At 44.0% G+C, this 17,811-nt stretch carries 27 protein-coding genes and 1 tRNA gene; 3 read left to right on the forward strand and 25 right to left on the reverse strand.

Annotated elements, in window-relative coordinates; all coding sequences use genetic code 11:
• Positions 1 to 13: 13 nt before the first annotated feature.
• From P8F77_RS10640 to P8F77_RS10715, 16 genes are all read right to left on the reverse strand, one after another.
• A complete protein-coding gene (locus tag P8F77_RS10640) occupies positions 14 to 436 on the reverse strand; it encodes an aspartate carbamoyltransferase regulatory subunit (RefSeq protein ID WP_024727275.1) in 423 nt (140 codons plus the stop codon).
• Complete coding sequence (gene pyrB / locus P8F77_RS10645) at positions 433 to 1,350, reverse strand: aspartate carbamoyltransferase (protein ID WP_148460093.1); 918 nt, start codon at positions 1,348 to 1,350, stop codon at positions 433 to 435. The genes P8F77_RS10640 and pyrB overlap by 4 nt, the downstream gene beginning before the upstream one ends.
• Before the next feature lie 65 nt (positions 1,351 to 1,415).
• Positions 1,416 to 2,306, reverse strand: coding sequence for a phosphatidylglycerol lysyltransferase domain-containing protein (locus P8F77_RS10650; protein WP_024727273.1), 891 nt, complete (start codon positions 2,304 to 2,306; stop codon positions 1,416 to 1,418).
• A gap of 15 nt (positions 2,307 to 2,321) precedes the next feature.
• A complete protein-coding gene (locus tag P8F77_RS10655; protein WP_024727272.1) occupies positions 2,322 to 2,729 on the reverse strand; it encodes a 23S rRNA (pseudouridine(1915)-N(3))-methyltransferase RlmH in 408 nt (135 codons plus the stop codon).
• On the reverse strand, positions 2,726 to 3,388 hold the full coding sequence (locus P8F77_RS10660) for a hypothetical protein (protein ID WP_024727271.1): 663 nt from the start codon (positions 3,386 to 3,388) through the stop codon (positions 2,726 to 2,728). The genes P8F77_RS10655 and P8F77_RS10660 overlap by 4 nt, the downstream gene beginning before the upstream one ends.
• 372 nt (positions 3,389 to 3,760) lie before the next feature.
• A complete protein-coding gene (locus P8F77_RS10665) occupies positions 3,761 to 4,018 on the reverse strand; it encodes a hypothetical protein (RefSeq protein ID WP_287519764.1) in 258 nt (85 codons plus the stop codon).
• Positions 4,019 to 4,172: 154 nt separating this feature from the next.
• Positions 4,173 to 4,997, reverse strand: coding sequence for a metallophosphoesterase (locus tag P8F77_RS10670; protein WP_024727269.1), 825 nt, complete (start codon positions 4,995 to 4,997; stop codon positions 4,173 to 4,175).
• Between the two features lie 301 nt (positions 4,998 to 5,298).
• Positions 5,299 to 5,580, reverse strand: coding sequence for a hypothetical protein (locus P8F77_RS10675; RefSeq protein ID WP_270432885.1), 282 nt, complete (start codon positions 5,578 to 5,580; stop codon positions 5,299 to 5,301).
• Between the two features lie 56 nt (positions 5,581 to 5,636).
• Positions 5,637 to 6,653, reverse strand: coding sequence for a group II intron reverse transcriptase/maturase (gene ltrA, locus P8F77_RS10680; RefSeq protein ID WP_347256131.1), 1,017 nt, complete (start codon positions 6,651 to 6,653; stop codon positions 5,637 to 5,639).
• Positions 6,625 to 6,795 carry a hypothetical protein gene (locus tag P8F77_RS10685; RefSeq protein ID WP_347256132.1) on the reverse strand — a complete coding sequence of 57 codons (171 nt, stop codon included), beginning with the start codon at positions 6,793 to 6,795 and terminating at the stop codon, positions 6,625 to 6,627. The genes ltrA and P8F77_RS10685 overlap by 29 nt, the downstream gene beginning before the upstream one ends.
• Before the next feature lie 522 nt (positions 6,796 to 7,317).
• A tRNA-Arg gene (locus P8F77_RS10690) sits at positions 7,318 to 7,390 on the reverse strand.
• A gap of 47 nt (positions 7,391 to 7,437) precedes the next feature.
• A complete protein-coding gene (locus P8F77_RS10695; RefSeq protein WP_334300197.1) occupies positions 7,438 to 7,635 on the reverse strand; it encodes a hypothetical protein in 198 nt (65 codons plus the stop codon).
• A gap of 108 nt (positions 7,636 to 7,743) precedes the next feature.
• The gene (locus P8F77_RS10700) at positions 7,744 to 8,520 is read right to left on the reverse strand and encodes an A24 family peptidase (RefSeq protein WP_024727267.1); all 777 of its coding nucleotides are present in this window, start codon (positions 8,518 to 8,520) and stop codon (positions 7,744 to 7,746) included.
• A gap of 105 nt (positions 8,521 to 8,625) precedes the next feature.
• The gene (locus P8F77_RS10705; RefSeq protein ID WP_235824599.1) at positions 8,626 to 8,919 is read right to left on the reverse strand and encodes a hypothetical protein; all 294 of its coding nucleotides are present in this window, start codon (positions 8,917 to 8,919) and stop codon (positions 8,626 to 8,628) included.
• Between the two features lie 237 nt (positions 8,920 to 9,156).
• Positions 9,157 to 9,336, reverse strand: a complete 180-nt coding sequence (locus P8F77_RS10710; RefSeq protein ID WP_024727266.1) for a hypothetical protein — start codon at positions 9,334 to 9,336, stop codon at positions 9,157 to 9,159.
• Positions 9,337 to 9,340: 4 nt separating this feature from the next.
• Entirely contained in the window at positions 9,341 to 9,736 is a 396-nt protein-coding gene (locus P8F77_RS10715; protein ID WP_081723810.1) for a prepilin-type N-terminal cleavage/methylation domain-containing protein, read from the reverse strand.
• 57 nt (positions 9,737 to 9,793) lie between these two features.
• On the opposite strand from P8F77_RS10715, the gene P8F77_RS10720 reads away from it, so the two are divergent.
• The 3 genes from P8F77_RS10720 to P8F77_RS10730 all read left to right on the forward strand — a co-directional run bounded on the left by P8F77_RS10720 (position 9,794) and on the right by P8F77_RS10730 (position 11,181).
• Complete coding sequence (locus P8F77_RS10720) at positions 9,794 to 10,207, forward strand: thioesterase family protein (RefSeq protein WP_287517366.1); 414 nt, start codon at positions 9,794 to 9,796, stop codon at positions 10,205 to 10,207.
• 413 nt (positions 10,208 to 10,620) lie between these two features.
• Positions 10,621 to 10,791, forward strand: coding sequence for a MerR family DNA-binding transcriptional regulator (locus tag P8F77_RS10725; protein WP_198959578.1), 171 nt, complete (start codon positions 10,621 to 10,623; stop codon positions 10,789 to 10,791).
• A gap of 3 nt (positions 10,792 to 10,794) precedes the next feature.
• Positions 10,795 to 11,181 carry a hypothetical protein gene (locus P8F77_RS10730; RefSeq protein ID WP_024727263.1) on the forward strand — a complete coding sequence of 129 codons (387 nt, stop codon included), beginning with the start codon at positions 10,795 to 10,797 and terminating at the stop codon, positions 11,179 to 11,181.
• Here the strand turns inward: P8F77_RS10730 and P8F77_RS10735 are convergent.
• From P8F77_RS10735 to P8F77_RS10775, 9 genes are all read right to left on the reverse strand, one after another.
• Positions 11,154 to 12,029 (reverse strand): HAMP domain-containing sensor histidine kinase, encoded by an 876-nt coding sequence (locus tag P8F77_RS10735; protein WP_024727262.1) that lies wholly within the window; start codon positions 12,027 to 12,029, stop codon positions 11,154 to 11,156. The genes P8F77_RS10730 and P8F77_RS10735 overlap by 28 nt on opposite strands.
• Positions 12,030 to 12,048: 19 nt before the next feature.
• Positions 12,049 to 12,849: a hypothetical protein gene (locus tag P8F77_RS10740; RefSeq protein WP_024727261.1), complete on the reverse strand. Its 801-nt coding sequence runs from the start codon at positions 12,847 to 12,849 to the stop codon at positions 12,049 to 12,051.
• Complete coding sequence (locus tag P8F77_RS10745) at positions 12,827 to 13,762, reverse strand: ABC transporter ATP-binding protein (protein ID WP_024727260.1); 936 nt, start codon at positions 13,760 to 13,762, stop codon at positions 12,827 to 12,829. Before P8F77_RS10745 ends, P8F77_RS10740 begins: the two co-directional genes overlap by 23 nt.
• 97 nt (positions 13,763 to 13,859) lie before the next feature.
• Positions 13,860 to 14,540 (reverse strand): response regulator transcription factor, encoded by a 681-nt coding sequence (locus tag P8F77_RS10750; RefSeq protein WP_024727259.1) that lies wholly within the window; start codon positions 14,538 to 14,540, stop codon positions 13,860 to 13,862.
• Positions 14,540 to 15,004 carry a 23S rRNA (pseudouridine(1915)-N(3))-methyltransferase RlmH gene (gene rlmH / locus P8F77_RS10755; RefSeq protein ID WP_024727258.1) on the reverse strand — a complete coding sequence of 155 codons (465 nt, stop codon included), beginning with the start codon at positions 15,002 to 15,004 and terminating at the stop codon, positions 14,540 to 14,542. Before rlmH ends, P8F77_RS10750 begins: the two co-directional genes overlap by 1 nt.
• Positions 15,001 to 15,483: a YbaK/EbsC family protein gene (locus P8F77_RS10760; RefSeq protein ID WP_024727257.1), complete on the reverse strand. Its 483-nt coding sequence runs from the start codon at positions 15,481 to 15,483 to the stop codon at positions 15,001 to 15,003. Before P8F77_RS10760 ends, rlmH begins: the two co-directional genes overlap by 4 nt.
• Positions 15,484 to 15,832: 349 nt before the next feature.
• Complete coding sequence (locus P8F77_RS10765) at positions 15,833 to 16,534, reverse strand: zinc metallopeptidase (RefSeq protein WP_024727256.1); 702 nt, start codon at positions 16,532 to 16,534, stop codon at positions 15,833 to 15,835.
• Between the two features lie 60 nt (positions 16,535 to 16,594).
• The gene (locus tag P8F77_RS10770) at positions 16,595 to 16,990 is read right to left on the reverse strand and encodes a hypothetical protein (protein WP_270433326.1); all 396 of its coding nucleotides are present in this window, start codon (positions 16,988 to 16,990) and stop codon (positions 16,595 to 16,597) included.
• A gap of 88 nt (positions 16,991 to 17,078) precedes the next feature.
• Positions 17,079 to 17,807, reverse strand: coding sequence for a YebC/PmpR family DNA-binding transcriptional regulator (locus P8F77_RS10775; protein WP_024727254.1), 729 nt, complete (start codon positions 17,805 to 17,807; stop codon positions 17,079 to 17,081).
• Positions 17,808 to 17,811: the final 4 nt, after the last annotated feature.

A 17,811-nucleotide genomic window follows, 5' to 3' on the forward strand; every position in this document is an offset into this window, starting at 1 on the left:
CAGCCACTCCAGATTAATTATTTTTTAATTTTGATTCACAGTAAATGCATCTGTAAACCTTATTTTCTCTATTCACAAGTTTAAATGTATGATCGATCTCCTGCTCTATGGAAGTAATGCACCTCGGATTTTTGCATCTTGCAATATTTGTGATGACTTCCGGAAGCCCGACTTTATGTTTGGATTTCAGCTTTCCATTCTCAATGATACATACGGTGGCATTGGGATCCACATATCCCAGCACATCCAGATCGATATCAAAGTTATTGGAAATCTTGATGATGTCTTTTTTGCCAAGTTTATTGCTCTTGGCATTCTGAATGATCGCAATGCTGCAGTCCAGTTTGTCAAGTCCCAGCTGGTAGTAAATATCCATGCCTTTTCCGGCTGTGATATGGTCTAAAACGATTCCGTTCTTGATACTATCTATGTTCATGCCGTAACCCCCAATAAATCCATGATCAGCGCCATCCTCACGTGTTTGCCGTTCAGTGCCTGTCTGAAATAGCAGGCTCTCGGGTCCTCGTCCACTTTGACAGAAATCTCGTTGACTCTCGGCAGCGGGTGCAGGATGGACAGGTCTTCTTTTGCCTTTTTTAACTTCTCAGGGTCCAGAATGTAGCTGTCCTTTAAGCGGACATAATCGGCCTCGTTAAAAAATCTCTCCCTCTGGACTCTGGTCATGTATATGATGTCCAGTTCCGGCATGACTTCTTCCATCTCTCTGACTTCACGGAACGGAATATTCTTCTTCTCAAATACATCTTTTTTCAGATATTCCGGTATCTGAAGCTCCTCAGGAGAGATCATGATGAAACTAATATCCTCATACCTTGAAAGGGCCTTGATCAGCGAATGCACGGTGCGCCCGAACTTCAGGTCGCCGCAGAATCCAATGGTCAGATTTTTAAGTCTTCCTTTTTCCCTTCTTATGGTCAAAAGATCTGTGAGTGTCTGAGTCGGGTGGTTGTGCCCTCCGTCCCCTGCATTGATGATCGGGATGTCCACATGTCTGGATGCCACATACGGAGCCCCCTCCTTCGGATGGCGCATGGCGATGATGTCTGCGTAGCAGGCCACTATCCGCGCCGTGTCGGCAATACTTTCTCCTTTTACTGCCGAGGAAGAATCAGCAGAAGAAAAACCAAGTACACTGCCTCCTAACTCCAGCATGGCCGCTTCAAAACTGAGCCTCGTCCTGGTACTTGGTTCAAAAAATAGTGTTGCCAGCTTCTTATATCTGCATACTTCCCTGTACTTCTCCGGCCTTAACGAGATATCATCCGCAAGATTCAAAAGCCTGTCGACGTCATCCACAGACAAATCCATCGGATCGATTATATGTTTCATAGAAAGTACCTCCTAATCGTTATATTATAATAATTCTACATTTACAGACCAATAGTGTCAATGAATTACTTATATTTTAGCAGGCCTTTTTCCAGCAGTTCCAACGGCCGGTAAGAAAGTTTTGCCTTCCGCAGTCCTTCTTCCCCCAGGTCTTCCTCTCTGTTGATGAACTGATAATCCATGGCTTCGTGCAGAATAAACTGCTGGTTGATCATCGGGTAGGCTCCCTGTATCTCTCCGAACGCCTTCTCGAAATGGACGACAAAGGTATCTTCAGTTGTTCCCTCCCCTATGGCAAATGCAATGATCTTTCCATCGCTTCTCAACACCCCGCCCCTTAAGTCGAGATCTTTATAATACATCAGAGCATTCTTGGCGGCACAGATCTCTTCATGCTTGTCGGCATCTTCTTCTTTGGTGGCTTCGTTTGCCATCTTCCATTCCATGAGCATGGTCAGGGCTTCCAGAGCATTCTCGTCATTTAAAGATTCGTAAGACCAGTCGTGGTTCTCCTTAAACCTGTTGATATGATTTCTCTTGCCGTGAAGCTTCTTGCCCCTCAGCGTTGCCAGAGATTCCCGTTCGTAAATATAATCAAAAAGATCCCGGTCATATTCCACTGTAAAAATATCCCCGAACATCTCTTTCATCTTTTCTTCTGTTTCCTTCAGGATACCATGCATGGCAAACGGGATTCCTTCTTCCCTGCAGTATTCCATGACGGCCTCCACGGCTTTCTTTTCATCCCCGCCTCCAATCGGATAGCTGAACGTACATCCATGTCCGTCTTTTGACCGGATGATCAGCATATCCTCAGTTATTGCATATGTCATGTGATAATGATCTTTCCACAGGATCAGTGTTGCCGCCGAAAAATCAGCACTCCGGTAATTAATTTTGTGAAAATATGCGTCAAACATTTTTTTATCTTCTAATTTGGGTGTCTTAAAATCCATTGTAAACTCCTTTAATTATTTATGATAGGGCTGGCAGTTCATAATCCGGCAGCTCCGATAGATCTGCTCCAACAGGACGGCCGCACATAACTCAGGCGCCATGTCAAAAGAGGAGACAGAAAACTCAGAAACATCATGCTCCGGTCTGAACCCTCCGATATAAAAAAAGATATTAGAACAGCCGTTCATCATCCAACGGCTGATTTCTTCTGCAAATGCAGTGCTCTCCATGCTGTTTTCAGAACTGGTGACCATAAAATGCTTCCCTTCCTTCTCAAAAATTCTTCCCAATTGTTTCTCTTTTTTTACATACTTGACCTCTATCGTACAATATTTTCCGAGACGTTTCAAATATTCTTGCATTGCCTGGACATACAGTGTATCCCTGTTCTTTTGTAAAATAAAAATATAAAACTTCATCATGACTTGCCTTTATCAAAAAAATTCTTCAGTTTCTTATCAGATTTGAGCGCTTTTTCAAAGGTATCGTTGGTCTCTTTGATCAGCTGTTTTACTTTTTCTGTTCCAAGACCAGCATTCAGAGCATTTTTTATCTGTGCTGTATAATGTTTCTCGTTATTATAGAGCAGATAAGACTGGCCCTTTTTTACAACATAATACTGGCTCATGCCGGGTGCAGGTGTTTTGATCCCCCGGAGCTTTGTACTGTAAGTGGCATAAACGATGAATGATTGTTCATCCGCGCCTTTTTCAGTGTGGAACGAGAGGTTCTTATATGACTCCACATACTTATGTAGCTTCTTTACTGCCCGGCTGGAAACCAGATCTTTCGGGTCTTCCACCATGCCTTTTAAGCCCTTCTCGTCACCTGCCCTGAGCTTTTTATAGTACTCATTCATAAATGACAGCAGCTTCTCTGTCTCCGGCTCCACCGGCCGAGATGTTGCTGCAGCATCGGTGCTTTTTTTCTCTGAGGCTTCTGTCTCTTCCCTGAAAATCTTCTCATTTGTGATTTTTTCCGTATGTTCCTTGTCCAGTTTCAGGAAAATCAAAAAACAAGCGCAAAAAAATAAAATCCAGCTCAATACGATGACAATGACTGTTGATTTCTTTAGCTTCACTTACCATGCCTCCATCTAGATAGTTTCTTTTATTATAGCATATCCCTTTTTTTGATACAAAGAAAACATAAAATAAGAACCGCACTCCGTCCAATCCCGTGTATTCACAGGAAAGCAGACAGAATACGGCTTTCAAATACTTCAGGCTTTTTTAGCTTTGTACCCGGAAACAAAGATTTATGAGAAAGTCGTGGACGTCATCCGGATTTTTGACTGTAGACAGAGAAGAAACGCCTATATATGCAGGATGGGTACCGGATGCATTTGTCGTTGTTTTACTTGTCTCATATATTTTCCCGTCATAATATACAAGATATGTCCTCCACTGCCCATGCATGTCATTAGGATTGGAGCCGTCGCTTTTCGTGGCGATCAGTAAGGAACCGAAAGACCTCGATACCCCTTTTCATGACAGGTAATAGGGCTGCCAGTACAGCTGGTCTTCCAGTTCGTCAAGTGCTCATACATATACTTCATCAGCGACTCTCTGCTGGCCCAGTTGTTTACCTTTCCTTCTTTGTAAAGCTGGTCCATGAGCTTTTTGTATTCTTCTACATATTCCTCCAGCGGAGTCAAAGCGCTGTCATCGGAAATTACATATTTAACATCGGCATCTTTGTTGTATTTCACACAAAGGCCGTTTTTAAGATCTGTTTCTTATCTGCACCCACTGAAGTCAGGCGGTTTTTAACATACAGTTCCATATACGCACTCTGGGAAGATGCCACTAATATCCTCCTTACCGGCATTGATGACCTCTAAGTCTAATATACCTGATTTTGGATCAGATTGAAATACGAAATACATCAATTTCCGGAGGAACTAGAAACCGTATGGGATAGTGGGATGTCCCGATCCCTGTGTTGACAAAAAGCTTCATTCCATTTACCGAATAGAACCCATCCGTAAATTTTTTGGCAAGAGACGTTTTCATCTTAAAAAACGGAAGCTTTACCTGTCCGCCGTGGCTGTGCCCTGCCAGAATCAGGTCGGCACTTTTTTCAGGGACGCGCTCTGCCGCATCCGGTTCGTGCATCAGCAATATTTTGTAATCACAGTTCTTTAACTCTCCCGACTCCATCAGTCCATAGTCCGGTGTTCCGAACAGCACATCGTCCAGCCCGCCGATCCCGATCTTTTTTCCATCGGGAAGACGGATGATTGCAGATTCATTGGCAAGCAGCTTAAATCCTCCGTTCTGTATGATCCCCGGATAAGCCCTCATGGCGCTTCCTCCGTAATCCCGGTTTCCCCAGACCGCATATTTTCCGTATTTGGCCTGGATGTCGGACAATGCCTTCTCTACTTTTTTCTCAGGATGGTAGGACGCATAATTGTCATAGAGATCCCCGGTAAAAACAACAATATCCGGCGACTGCCCGTTGATCTTATCCACTAACTTTCCCAGCCGGTCTTCAGAATATGCTTCACTCACCTGGATGTCAGATATATGGACCAGCTTCAACTCTATCGATGCCGGTCCTTTCTTCAGTTCATAGTCATGGACTGCCAGACGGTATGGTTCTATTTTCACTGCATATACTGCCAAAAGACCCGTTAAAATCAGGATCATCAGTATAAACAGAATGATTCTTTTGATAATCTTCAATGGAATTCTCCTTATGAGCTTTTTATAACTATTTCCTTCGCATTTTAAAATGCGTTCCTCCAATAGCGAAAACAAACTTCCCCTATGGAATGAAAAAACCGCATATTTCTATGCGCTCCCATTTATTTTTAGACATATCTACTATTTTTCATTCAAGGTATTTGTTTAGTATAAACGATGGCAGGGCAAATGGCAAGGCTTGATTAGCCATCACTTACTTAAAAAATGATGGCTGACCAAGCCCCCTTTGCTCAAGGATATTCATTAGAGTTTTCTCTGTTTTTATTATATCAGTCTCCTGTCATTCAATCTCAAAATTTTCAGAATTGAAATTACTGTAAAATCTGCCCTGTTCCGCAGTAAAACGAAGTACACAGTAATCAGGGTCCGTCACGCCTTCCGGGTAATACATGGTATCGCCCGCATGCCATATTTTCTGGCTGATTCCCAGGATAGATTTTATCAAAACGGAAAGAGAACTGCCGCCCTTGCTGAGCTTCCATAAAATAACAGGCTTCCATTTGCCCTTTATGATGTCATGTATCAATTCCAACGGACATATATATTCATTCCTCATTTTCATCTTGACCGACTCCAATCATCGGCAGAGATTTTATTTATTCAATCGAGTAGGGGAGATTAAATCTCCCCTCTCACACCACCGTACATGCCGTTCGGCATACGGCGGTTCAACATAACTTCAAAGCATGACGTTCCATGTAATAATCGTAGCAACTCACAAGCCCTGCCTGTTTCAGCTTTTCTTTTGAGATTGCCCTGACTACACAGGTTTTCGTTACTATCCATTGATAGTGGTCTCCCATGTATGATGTCTGTCTTGCAAGGTCTTTTCCTATACCCAGCTTCTGCAATCCCCACTGCCGTTTCTTCGGTACTTTCCATTGTTTCCAGATTATTACTCGCAGTCTTGTACGCAAATTTTAACGTCCTCTTAAATTTCTGCACAGAATCCTTGTGTGGTCTGCACTTCCATTCTTTCGTCTTGGAATCTTTCCAGAATCCAAAGCCGAGATATTTGAGGTTCATTGGTCTTGTTATGTGTGTTTTATCTGCATTTACTTTCAGACCAAGCTTCCTCTCTATCCAGTCCGTTATCGAATACATAACACGTTTGGCACTTGCTTCGCTTCTGACTGCTATTACACAGTCGTCAGCGTACCTCACGAAGCCCAATCCACGTCTTTCCAACTCTTTATCCAGTTCATTCAGCATGATATTAGACAATAGCGGCGACAGATTGCCACCCTGCGGCGTTCCCTGTTCTGTTTTCTCATACCTGCCCTGCACCATGACTCCTGCTTTCAGATATTTCCGTATCAGCGATTCCGTATCTCCGTCATTTATGATGTTGTGGACAAGGCTCATCAACTTATCCTGCGGTACGTTATCGAAGAATTTCTCTAGGTCTATGTCCACTATCCACTCATATCCCTCATTGAGGAACATGAGCATATCTTTGATAGCCATTTCACAGCTCCTGTTTGGACGGAATCCGTAACTGTGGTCTGAAAACAGCGGCTCGCACATAGGGCTGATTATCTGTGCTATACCCTGCTGGATTACCCTGTCCATGACTGTCGGTATTCCAAGTTTTCTTTTGCTTCCGTTAGGCTTCGGGATTTCTACACGCCTCACGGGTTGAGGTTTGTAACTCCTTCCTCTGATTTGCTCCCTGTTCCATGCCGTCAACGCCGCCTGCACCCTTATTGGCACAGACTTTCTTATATGCTTCGTTCATGTTCTTTTTCTCCAGTATCTTTTCCAACAATTCCGACATACTTTGTGTGCTTCACTCCTTTCCGCTCCCTGTGATTTGTCCTATGTTTATGCGTTTACAGCTCATATACGTTTCGCCTACATCCGCTTGTCGAATACTCACAGGTACATACATTCGTCTGCACGGTTACATTGTTCAGCCCTTCAGATTTCTCCTACTATGGCTTCTGCTGACTTCTCACAGTTCGTTGTTACTACGGCTGATGAAACCGCCTGTGAGACCTCACGGGATAAGTCCGTGTTCTTTCCTCGTCTACCCTCCCGATTTACGCACATGGGTTACGGCTACCTTTAGGGCTTCGTTGCTTTAAGTCAACTTACCCACCATGTACGCCTTAATATCGGGTTTCTGTCCGTAGGGCTACGATTTCGCTATCCCTTCTTCTCGCCCACACCTCACGATGCAAACCTTGGGAGTCGCTTACAAGTTCGTCGGTAGCTACGCCTATGTGGACTTGCACCACAGAACACGGACATGCCCGTCATACTTAAAAAAACCGCATATATATGCGGTTTTCAAAACTGCACCAGGCAGGAGTCGAACCTGCGACCAACAACTTCGGAGGCTGTCACTCTATCCACTGAGTTACTGATGCAAAGTAGTATATTAAATGTCCGTGTTATATATTACAACAATTCCAAATCATTTGCAATCATATTTTTGAAATTTTAGGACATTTTCTACATTAAATCCGGCATTCCTGACTTTTCCGTTGAGCCTGTTTTCTTTATCATAATGCTCCGCCATGTGCAGTGAGGTACGGTCCAAATTTCCATTGACCTCCGCAGAGCGCATCATACTGACTAAAAGGACCGGGAACGTCCTCCCCTGTTCCTCCATCGCCTCTGAGAAAGGAAATTCAGGGAGTGAACCAATGAGACTCCTTCATCTTTCTTTTGATTTATATTTATATTTCGGCATATATAATTTCCCTCCTCAAGCATCATCTCACGGCAAAAGTCCAAAATACCAGCCGAAGATCTCATTTCCCCAACAAATGGCTGCCCAGATGCCCACACATAAAAACGGTCCGAATGCAAAATGATCTTTGCCTCCTTTTTTCTTTCCGGCCAGCAGGTAGATTCCGTACAGCCCTCCGGCTAACATAGAAAAGAAAAATGCGGCGCCGGTAAGCTTTGCCCCCAGCAGGATTCCCGCTGCGGCCATCAGCTTAATATCACCGCCCCCGAAAGCTCCAGGGATCAGTACCGTAAGCAGCAGCATCGGAACGCTGACCGCAAAACATCCGGTCACCCTCACAGGCAGAGAAACTTCCGGAAACACAAAAAGAGACACGGCTCCAAGACACGCTAACGCCAGTACAAAGCCATTGGGAATTTCCATTGTGTCAATATCTACAAATGTCACTGCAGTCAAAAGAGCCCCAGTCATTAATAAAAAAACTGTTTTAAAAAGGTAGATGCCTGCTCCCGTCTCATCCAAAGGAACGGCTGCCGCACACTGAACAGCTAAAATTCCTCCCAGTAATTCTACAAAGAGGCAGCGGACCGGGATCTTTGATTTACATTTTCTGCATCTGCCTTTAAGGAGAATATAACTGAATACCGGTATCATATCGTATAGTTTTAGATTGGTCCTGCAGGACGGACAAAAACTTCTGCCGCCGACAAAAGAAATCTTCCTGGGTACCCTATAGATCAAGACATTCACAAAAGAAAAGACGGATGCTCCGATCCAGAAGAATATAAAATATACAAGTCCCATGTTTCCCCCTTTTGCAAAAGAAAAGGATACCCCAGAAATAAAAATACTTTTGGGACACCCTTTTACTTAAATCTCTTATGAATCCCCTATCATCCGGCTCAATCGCTACACTTTCCTGACTGGTTTTCCCTTCATTTCTTTGTAGCTTACGATGTAGCCATCCTCAATATATACAAGTTCTGTCACTTTTACATCCCGTCTGTCATAGGCAATGGTGTCGATCCTTCCATAACTCCTGGCAGTTTTTAAAATGTCCTTTTCCACATCCCCGGAGAACACCTGGCGTTTTCCCGCGTCAGGAACTTCTTCCCCTTTTGCATATTCTATGAACTTGTGATTTTTAAACCTTCTTCGTGTGCACAGGTTATACCGTCCGAAATGTAATAGAAACACTATCATATTTGCTTGCCTTTACCTCTGAAAGTTTCTCAACGAACGGGCAGCAGCAGCTGTACCAGCGGCAGAAAAGTAACCATCAATTCCACATGGGTCATTCCGCTTCCGTATTTTTCTCATGCAATCACTCCTGCCATTTTGTCGCCCAGATCCACTGCTCCGGCTCGCCAGTGTTTAGCTTTAAAGAATACCTGGTCGTTATATGATATTCCTACTTTCTGGAACTTGCACTTACTTTTGTCACAAGTACAGCCTGGTCAAGGGATTCATCCTTTTAAACTCCCAGTAGACCGTAACCTTTATGTCTCCCAGTGTATCTTTCGCCGATTGGATCATCTCAATATCCAGAGTGCGGAAAGCTTCTTTTTTGCCGTAGCCTTCTTCTTTCTCATTGTAGTAGACCCGCTTATCGTTTTTCATCCTTTTAGTTCATGCCGTTATAATAGCCATTGATCGTGCGCTCGATTTTAGCATAAAAATCTTTTATATTTGCTTCTGAAAGCTGCGTCGGATCTACAGTAAAATTGCTGATCGTAACTTTCCTGCCTTCTTCAGTTCCCGATGTCCTGTAATTCTGAGTTCCCTGTCTTTCCACCGTCAGAGGGATACCGATCCCCACATTGCCTTCTGTCTGATCCGCAGAAATAAGGATGGCAAAAATAACCAGTGCCGCCATCAGCTCTACCAATGTATACCCTCTGTTGCTTTCAGCCTGTTTTTTATAGAAGCTCTCCTTGCTTTCTTTTCTGCTGTCTGTTTCTTTTATGATACAATATAAATCTAAGAAATTCAACGATTCCATGAAAGATGGGTTAGACATATCAGGACGTTTTATTATATACTGGTAGAATTGACAAAGCTAAGAAAGGATGATTTTATGTACACATCAAAAATCGTTGTAAGATACGCGGAAACAGACCAGATGGGGATTGCTCATCACAGTAATTATCCAGTCTGGTTTGAGGTTGCAAGAACCGATTTTATCAAAGCCTCAGGAATCAGCTACACAGACGTGGAGAAAGCCGGCATTATCACACCTCTTACCGGCCTTACGGTCAGGTATAAACAGGCCGCTTTTTATGAAGACGAACTTTCCATCCGGATAAAACTGACAAGGCTTACACCGGTGCGCCTGGAATTCTCCTATGAAGTCATTCGGGAAAATCCCCGCGCCCTGATCGCCACCGGCACCACCTCTCACGGGATGGTCGGCAAAAATCTGGTGCCGGTCAATGTAAAAAAAGAACATCCCCAGATCTACCGGATGTTTGAGGAAAGTCTGGACAAATAGAGTTCAGGCCATACTTCTGTCCTCCTGTTCAGACAAAAAGAATTTCATTTTGGCCGGCTGTGGACAGTGAAAATTTGGGTATGTTCCCTGCACCGGTTCATACCCTGATGTTCATAAAATTTAAAATTACAGCTTGTGTCTGTAAACAGATAAATACTTTGAATCTCTTCATTTTTCATACAGGTTTATACATCCAAAAATCTTGATAACCTGAAGTCTGGCTGCAGAGGCAGCTGTACAGAAAAACTCTTGCCAATTTAGATGCTGTCTCTGTCCATGTATTCTCTTATCCTGATTTGTTCTTTCATTTGATTGCTCCTATTCTAATTAAACTTATTGGTATATAATTACCTTAAAGTATTCAGTAAGTGTGAAGTCAAGGAGGAAATATCATAAATCGCCGCTCAATAAAAATGACAACTTCACAGTTTGCAAAAATCTACGCAATCACCAAGCGGACTCTGCACTATTATGATACGATCGGTCTGTTCTCACCACACTCTAAAGGAGATGATTTTGTGATTTCCAGTGCAGACGAATACATCACACAGATGATGATACAGTCAGAAACTAAAGAGAGGTAAGACATGAAATTAATTTTATTTCTTGTAATTATAGGCGTGAAATCCTTAATCACAAAGCTGGCCGCGCTGGGACTTATTTTTTTTATATTTTTGATGAAAGACAGATCTCTATGCTTCGCTCCCGGCAGATGGATCGGGTTTATTCTCAGTCTCTCGAAAAAGCAGATAAAGACATACGCTGTTTTCCTTTACACCGTATCGGCATTGCTGTCGACGGTTTTTATCTGGTATGCCTTGTCTTTGACAGGATTCCGGTACACATCCGCCATTGCAGTCCTTGTATTTTTCTCAGGGTTTGCTGCACGTGGCTTTCAATTTTATAATCTGTGGAACCGTTATATCCTGGATGAATGGAATAAGTATCATCCGTCAGAAGGAAGTTCGACATAGATCCACAGCCAGCCGTCCTTTTTTCTGGCCCTGACAGTTCCCCCCATCTGTTCTGCCAAAAGTTTTACAATGGCAAGGCCCATACCTCCCGGCCGGCTTGTTGATCGGTCTTCCCTGTAAAACCGGACAAACAGGCGATCCGGGTCTGCTGTTACCGTTGTCCGGTTTCCAAATGAAAAAACCGCTTTTTTTGTTTTTACTACCCTGACCACAGCATCGGATTCTGCATAGGCAAGACAGTTACGAATCAAATTCTGAATAATTCTGATGAGCATTTCCTTATCCGCTTTTGCATAAACCAGATCTGTTTCTTTCATCCGGATGGAAAGTTTATGTTCTTCCAGCACCGGAACCATTTCCGCAATACATTCGGCGATCAATGCCCCAAGATTAATCCGTTCACATTTTGGCTCTGATGCTTTATAAGAAAAAAGAGAATACTCAAAAAATTGTTCGATCATCTTCCCCAGTTCATCTGCATGTTTCTGAGCGGTCCGGAGTCTTTCTCTCTGTCCTTCCTCCGTTAGTGTAGCCATGAGCAGCTGCTGGTATCCCTTGATTGCCGTCAGAGGTGTTCTGAGATCGTGGGATAAGTCTGCTATCATTTCCTTCTGCTCCTTTTCCCTGCGCACAGTCTCTTCCCTCAGTTTTTCCTCACTTTTCAGGCATCGGTTGATATTTCCCGCAAGGCTTGTAAGCCCGGAATCTATCAATTCCAGGCTTATCGGCTGTCTCGTATTTTCTTTTCTGCGTTTTTCCAGCTGGCGGTTTATTTTATTGACCTGCTTCCGGAGCAAAATCACATATCCGACCAGAATTACGATCACCGCTGACAATATAAGAACCATCTGTACATCTCCTGTATGTTTATTTGATCTCGGCTCTCCTGAAAATGAGCATGGCCGCCAGGATCATCAGAACGGTAAAACCGACTCCGGTTCCGACACTCTTCAAAAACATTTCCGGTTCTGCGTCCATAGAAAGCCGGGTTAAATTTTTAAAGTGGAACGGCGTCATACTGATCATTTTTTCAAATACTTTAAATACTTTGTTTCCTCCTGCCTGAAGCATTCCGCAGGTCATTGATACCAGATATCCAATCCCGATGACCGGCACCGGCCTGCGAAAAATAAACGCCAGCGGAAGACAAATGCTCAGCTGTCCCGCGTAGACCACACATACCGCCGCCGTGATCCCAAGAATTTTCAATACAGAATATAGTGTGAGCGCATTTCCTGATTCTCTGCAAATCAAAGTGAGAAACACAGACGGGATATACAGCTGATACTGGCTGTCTATAAAAAATGCCGTGATCGTGACTGCGAAATACGGAAGAATCAATAGAAAGAGGATCAAAAAATAAGAAAGTGCTTTCCCCAGAACCAGCTGACTTCTTCCGATGCCTCCGGACACTGCATCGTGAACAGTCTTATTTTCAAAATCCCCGCAAAGAAACATTCCTGCGGCCACTGTTCCCAAAAGGGCCACCATCTGAGGATCTGCCAGGAAGGATGCATTGCCGGCAGCGTTCATGCCAAGAGTGCCGTTCCCGAACAGACGGGCCACGATCAACATGAGGACTGCTCCTGCCCCGGAGATCAAAAAGATCACTTTTAAAGCCAATGACTTTTTCAGCTTTAACATATCAGCCCTTAAAACATTCATCATTCTGACCGCCCCCTATCACAGATATAAAATAATTCTCCAAACTATCACCTTCCACGGAAAATCCTTTCACTGTCAATCCGTTTTGATATAAAGTTTCCACAACCTGCTCCTGCCGTTCCAGGCAATCATACAGCTTTGCAGAGCCGTCCGGCATCACTTTATAATTCGACGTATGAAGGCTCTCTTCTAAAACCGCTGCCAGCCTGGATGTCTCCGCACACCGGATTCTGATGTGACGCTTACACTTTTCATCCAGTTCTTCCTGGTTCAGCGTTTTTACGACTTTTCCCTCATGGATAATAATATAATCTGTTACCGTCTGGTAGAGTTCCGGCAGATTGTGGCTGGAAATCAGGATCGTTATATGATTTTCCCGGCACAGTTTTATCAGAAGACGGCGGATTTCCACCACACCAAGCGGGTCCAGCCCATTGACGGGTTCATCTAAGATGAGCAGTTCCGGACTGCCGATCAGTGCATCTGCGATGCCGAGTCTCTGCTTCATACCCAGGGAAAAATCTTTTGCTTTTTTCTTCCCTGCCTTTGAAAGGCCTACCAGTTTGAGCAGTTCATCTTCATTTTCCTCGTTTGGTATTCCCTTTAAGACTCTGCGGACTCTCAGGTTCTCTTTGGCATTCATGTTTCCGATAATGCCCGGATATTCGATCATACAGCCAATCCGTTTCCGCTCCTCCTGCAGGGCTTTTTCACCCCCGCGCCCAAACAAAGAAATGCTTCCTTCTGAGGGGAAGCTGAGTCCTGTCGCAAGACGCATCAGTGTGGTCTTCCCGGCTCCGTTCCGGCCGATCAGCCCATAAATTTTCCCGGGCTCAAGTTTTACTGAGACCCGGTCAAGCGCACGGAAACTGCCGAAATCTTTCGTCAGATTTTCTGTCTCCAATACATAATTCATGTTTCTCACCTGTCCTTTCCTTTTGTAAGTACAGTATAGCTGTCAATCGTAAAGAAAAGGTTAAGTTCATACTATCAATGGTAAAGAATTTGTCGGTTTATTCCTTGTACATCCGATATCCGATGCCCCACACCGTCTCAATATACTGTTCTAAGGGATTCGCATTTTTTAATTTGTTCCTTAAATTGCTTATATGGGTCTTTACTGCATTATCATCCCCCAAATATTCATCTTCCCATACAGTCTCGTATAAATTTGCTTTTGTGTAGACCTTCTTCGGATACTCCATCAGCAGTTGAAGGATTGCATATTCCTTTGCGGTAAGTTTCACATCCTGGCCTTCCAGCAGTACACTTTTTGCATCTTTCGACAGTATCAGATCTTTGTATTGAAGCGTCTGTTCTTTGACTTTGGAAGAACTTTGCCGTCTTAAATTCGACAGGACCCTGGCCTCTACCTCTCCCATATCAAAAGGCTTCGTAATATAGTCGTCGGCCCCCAGCTTTAAGAGATCGATCTTTGTTCCCACCAGGTCCTTTGCCGAAATGACGATCACCGGAATATCCGAAAATTCCCTCAGTTCCCTCAAAACCTGATCTCCGCTTTTATAGGGAAGCATCAGATCCAGGAGCACCAGGTCATAGCAGTGTTCTTTCAGTTTTCTAAGCCCGTCCGTTCCGGAAAAAGCTGACTCTGGCTGATAGCCGGACTCTAAGAGAAACTCCGACAGCATCCGGCTGACATCCTGATTGTCCTCTATGATCAATATTGATCCCATCATTCCTCCTTCATCCCTGCCGCATATACAAGCTGTTCCAAGAGGATCAGCCTCATCAGCTGATGTGGAAATGTCATTGCACTGAAACTCAGCTTAAATGTCCCCCTCCTCTGGACCGCACTGCAAAGTCCCAGAGATCCTCCGATAACGAATACAACCTCTGCATCCCTCTGCCTGTTCCATTTCTCCCACTTGTGCCTGAGTTCGTCTGAAGTCATTTGTTTTCCGTCAATACAAAGCGGGATCACAATGCTTCCTTCCGGAATCCGGTTTAAGATCCTCTTGCCCTCGATCTCCCGGATGCGCTCCTCCTCCTTCTCACTGGCTCCGTCAGGTGTTTTTTCATCTTTCAGTTCAATGATCTCCAGACGGCAGCTCCTGTTCAGTTCTTTCACACAGCGCTCGATCAGTTTTCTTAAATATGGCTCCTTAATCTTCCCCACACAGATAATCTTTACGTTCATTTTGGGGCTCCTGCGGCCTTTGTCACATCCACCCACTTCACGGCTTTTGCACATTGAAAGAGTTCTTCCGGTTTGAGCTCAATCGCAGAATTTGCGCTGCCGCAGGCAGGAAAAACAGTTTCAAACTTTCCCAGCGACTCATCCAAAAATACTTCTGTATGCTCCGGATTTGCAAATGGGCAGACACCGCCCTTTTCATGTCCGGTAAGCTTTTTTACATCGTCTCCTCTCAGCATCTTTGCCTTTAACCCGAACATATTTTTAAATTTTTTATTGTCGATCTTTACGTCTCCGGCGGTTACCACAAGGATACAGCACCCATCCGGCCCGTAAAAGGATAACGTCTTGGCGATCCTCGCTTCTTCCACACCCAGTGCTTTGGCCGCTAGCTCTACTGTGGCACTGGAAGCTTCAAAATCCTTCATTCTGTCAGCCATATTAAATTCTTTTAAATAACTCCTGACCTCTGTTACAGACATGTCAATCATCCTTTCTCTTCCTGAATACTTACTCTTCACTATTTTAAGCTTTCTTTATTCAGTTGACAAGTTTTGCTTTCCGTGATCCGTGCATCCAGACTTTTCCCGAAACAAAAGAAGACAGCCAGGTTTGTTTCTCCCGGCTGTCCACTCCTCCATCTTCTTTTTCTTAAACAGACAGACTGCTGCTCCCGTCAATCGTATCACGCATCCAAAAATCCACGGCGTCTTATGTTTATTCCCAGTCTTTGCAACACGGTGTCTTTATCTTTATAAGAACTTTGGATACAGCGAAAAGACGGGCTTTTCAAAACCGAATGCAGAAAATCGAGAAAATCTCTTTAATTTATTAATCGTCTCTGCCGCCGCCGAATAAAATCACCAGACGCAGCAGACTCAAAATAGCTGCAGCCGCAGATGCTACATAGGTCAATGCAGCCGCAGATAATACTTTTCTTGTATCTTCCACTTCATCATCATACATCATCGCAGAGTCTTTCAAAACTCTCAGCGCACGGCTGGATGCGTTGAACTCTACCGGAAGAGTTACTAACTGGAAGATCACGGCCAGCGAGAACAGGAGTATCCCGATATTCAGGAGTGTCTGATTGGCCCCCATGATGATACCCAGGATAATAAAAACCCATGAAAGATTAGAGCCAATATTAGCTACAGGTACTAGACTTCCGCGGAGTTTGAGCGGTGCATACGCCTCTTTGTCCTGCATAGCATGACCGCACTCATGAGCGGCGACACCGATTGCCGCTACCGATGTGGCATTATACGTAGCGTCGGACAATCTTAATACTTTACTTCTTGGATCATAGTGGTCGGTCAGGTTACCGGACACACGTTCCACTACTACATCATAGATTCCCGCATAATTCAAAATTTTCGTAGCTGCCTGTGCTCCTGTCAGCCCTGAGTGGCTGCGGACCCTTGAGTACCTCCTAAAAGCCGAATTCATCTTGGCAGATGCCGCAAGCGTAATAATAACACCTATTATAATCAAAATATAAGTCGGATCAAAAAATCCATACATCGGAAACATAAGTCATCCCTTCCTCTTCAAAAAGTTTATCTTTTCTTTACAGTAACATGCATTATATCTTCAAGCTGTTATAAAATCAATAGATTTTATAGTTATTTTAGAAAAAATCACAGGATGTTCACAAAGAAAATTCGTCCTGTCTTCTTTCATATAATCCTGAAAGATTAAGGTTATTAGTATCTCATAGGAGATCAAAATCCATACAAAGTTTACTTTCTGATTTTTAAATTCTGAGTTGGACGCTGTACAGATCTCATAACCGCTTGGCCTTTTATCCTTTTTCCAGCTGATCCTTAATTTTTTCCCTTTTATATTCTTAATGCTGAATGAAGGACGCTTCGGTGCCGCATTGACCGTAATATTTTTAGAAGCACTGCTATAAATGCCCGATTCAGGAACAGATACTTTGATCACAGCCCTGCCGGTTCCCCTGATGGCACCTTCCCGGATCTGCATGATATATCATCTTCTTAATTATATCATAAAAAGACCCTTCATCATGACATAAATGCATAATGAAAGGTCTCTGTTCGGTCTGTACAGTCTATTCGTTCCAGTTATGCCAGACATCCTGGACGTCATCATCTTCTTCCAGCAGATCCAGCGTCTTCTGCAGATTCTTGATATCATCCTCAGAAACCAGCTCTACCATGGTGTTCGGGATCATGGTGACTTCCGCACTGGCCATCTCGATGGACTCCGCTTCCAGGGCCTCCCTGACTTTAGAAAAATCATCCGGGTCCGTAACGATCTCATAGCTGTCTTCCTCTGCGGCAAAATCCTCTGCTCCCGCATCCAGCGCAGTCATCATGAGATCGTCCTCATCCATCTGACAATCCTCTTTTGCGATAATGATCTGGCCCTTTTTCTCAAAATTGTAGGAGACACAGCCCGGTGTCCCGATGCTTCCGTTTCCTTTGGTAAAGGCACTCCGGACATTGGAGGCAGTCCTGTTTTTGTTGTCTGTCAGAGCCTCTACGATGATCGCAACTCCGCTCGGGCCGTATCCTTCATATGTAATAGCCTCATAGTTGACGGCGTTTGCATCGCCCGCAGCTTTTTTGATGCTTCGGTCAATGGTGTCATTGGGCATATTGTTGGCCTTTGCCTTAGCGATAATATCACGGAGCCGGCTGTTATTTTCCGGGTCCGCACCGCCTTCTTTCACCGCCACAGCAATCTCTCTTCCGAGTTTGGTAAAGATCTTGCCTTTTTTCGCGTCATTTTTTTCTTTCTTGTGTTTAATGTTTGCAAATTTACTATGTCCTGACATAACT

Source organism: Anaerostipes sp. PC18, from assembly GCF_039789045.1.
Classification (GTDB): Bacteria; Bacillota; Clostridia; order Lachnospirales; family Lachnospiraceae; genus Anaerostipes; species Anaerostipes hominis.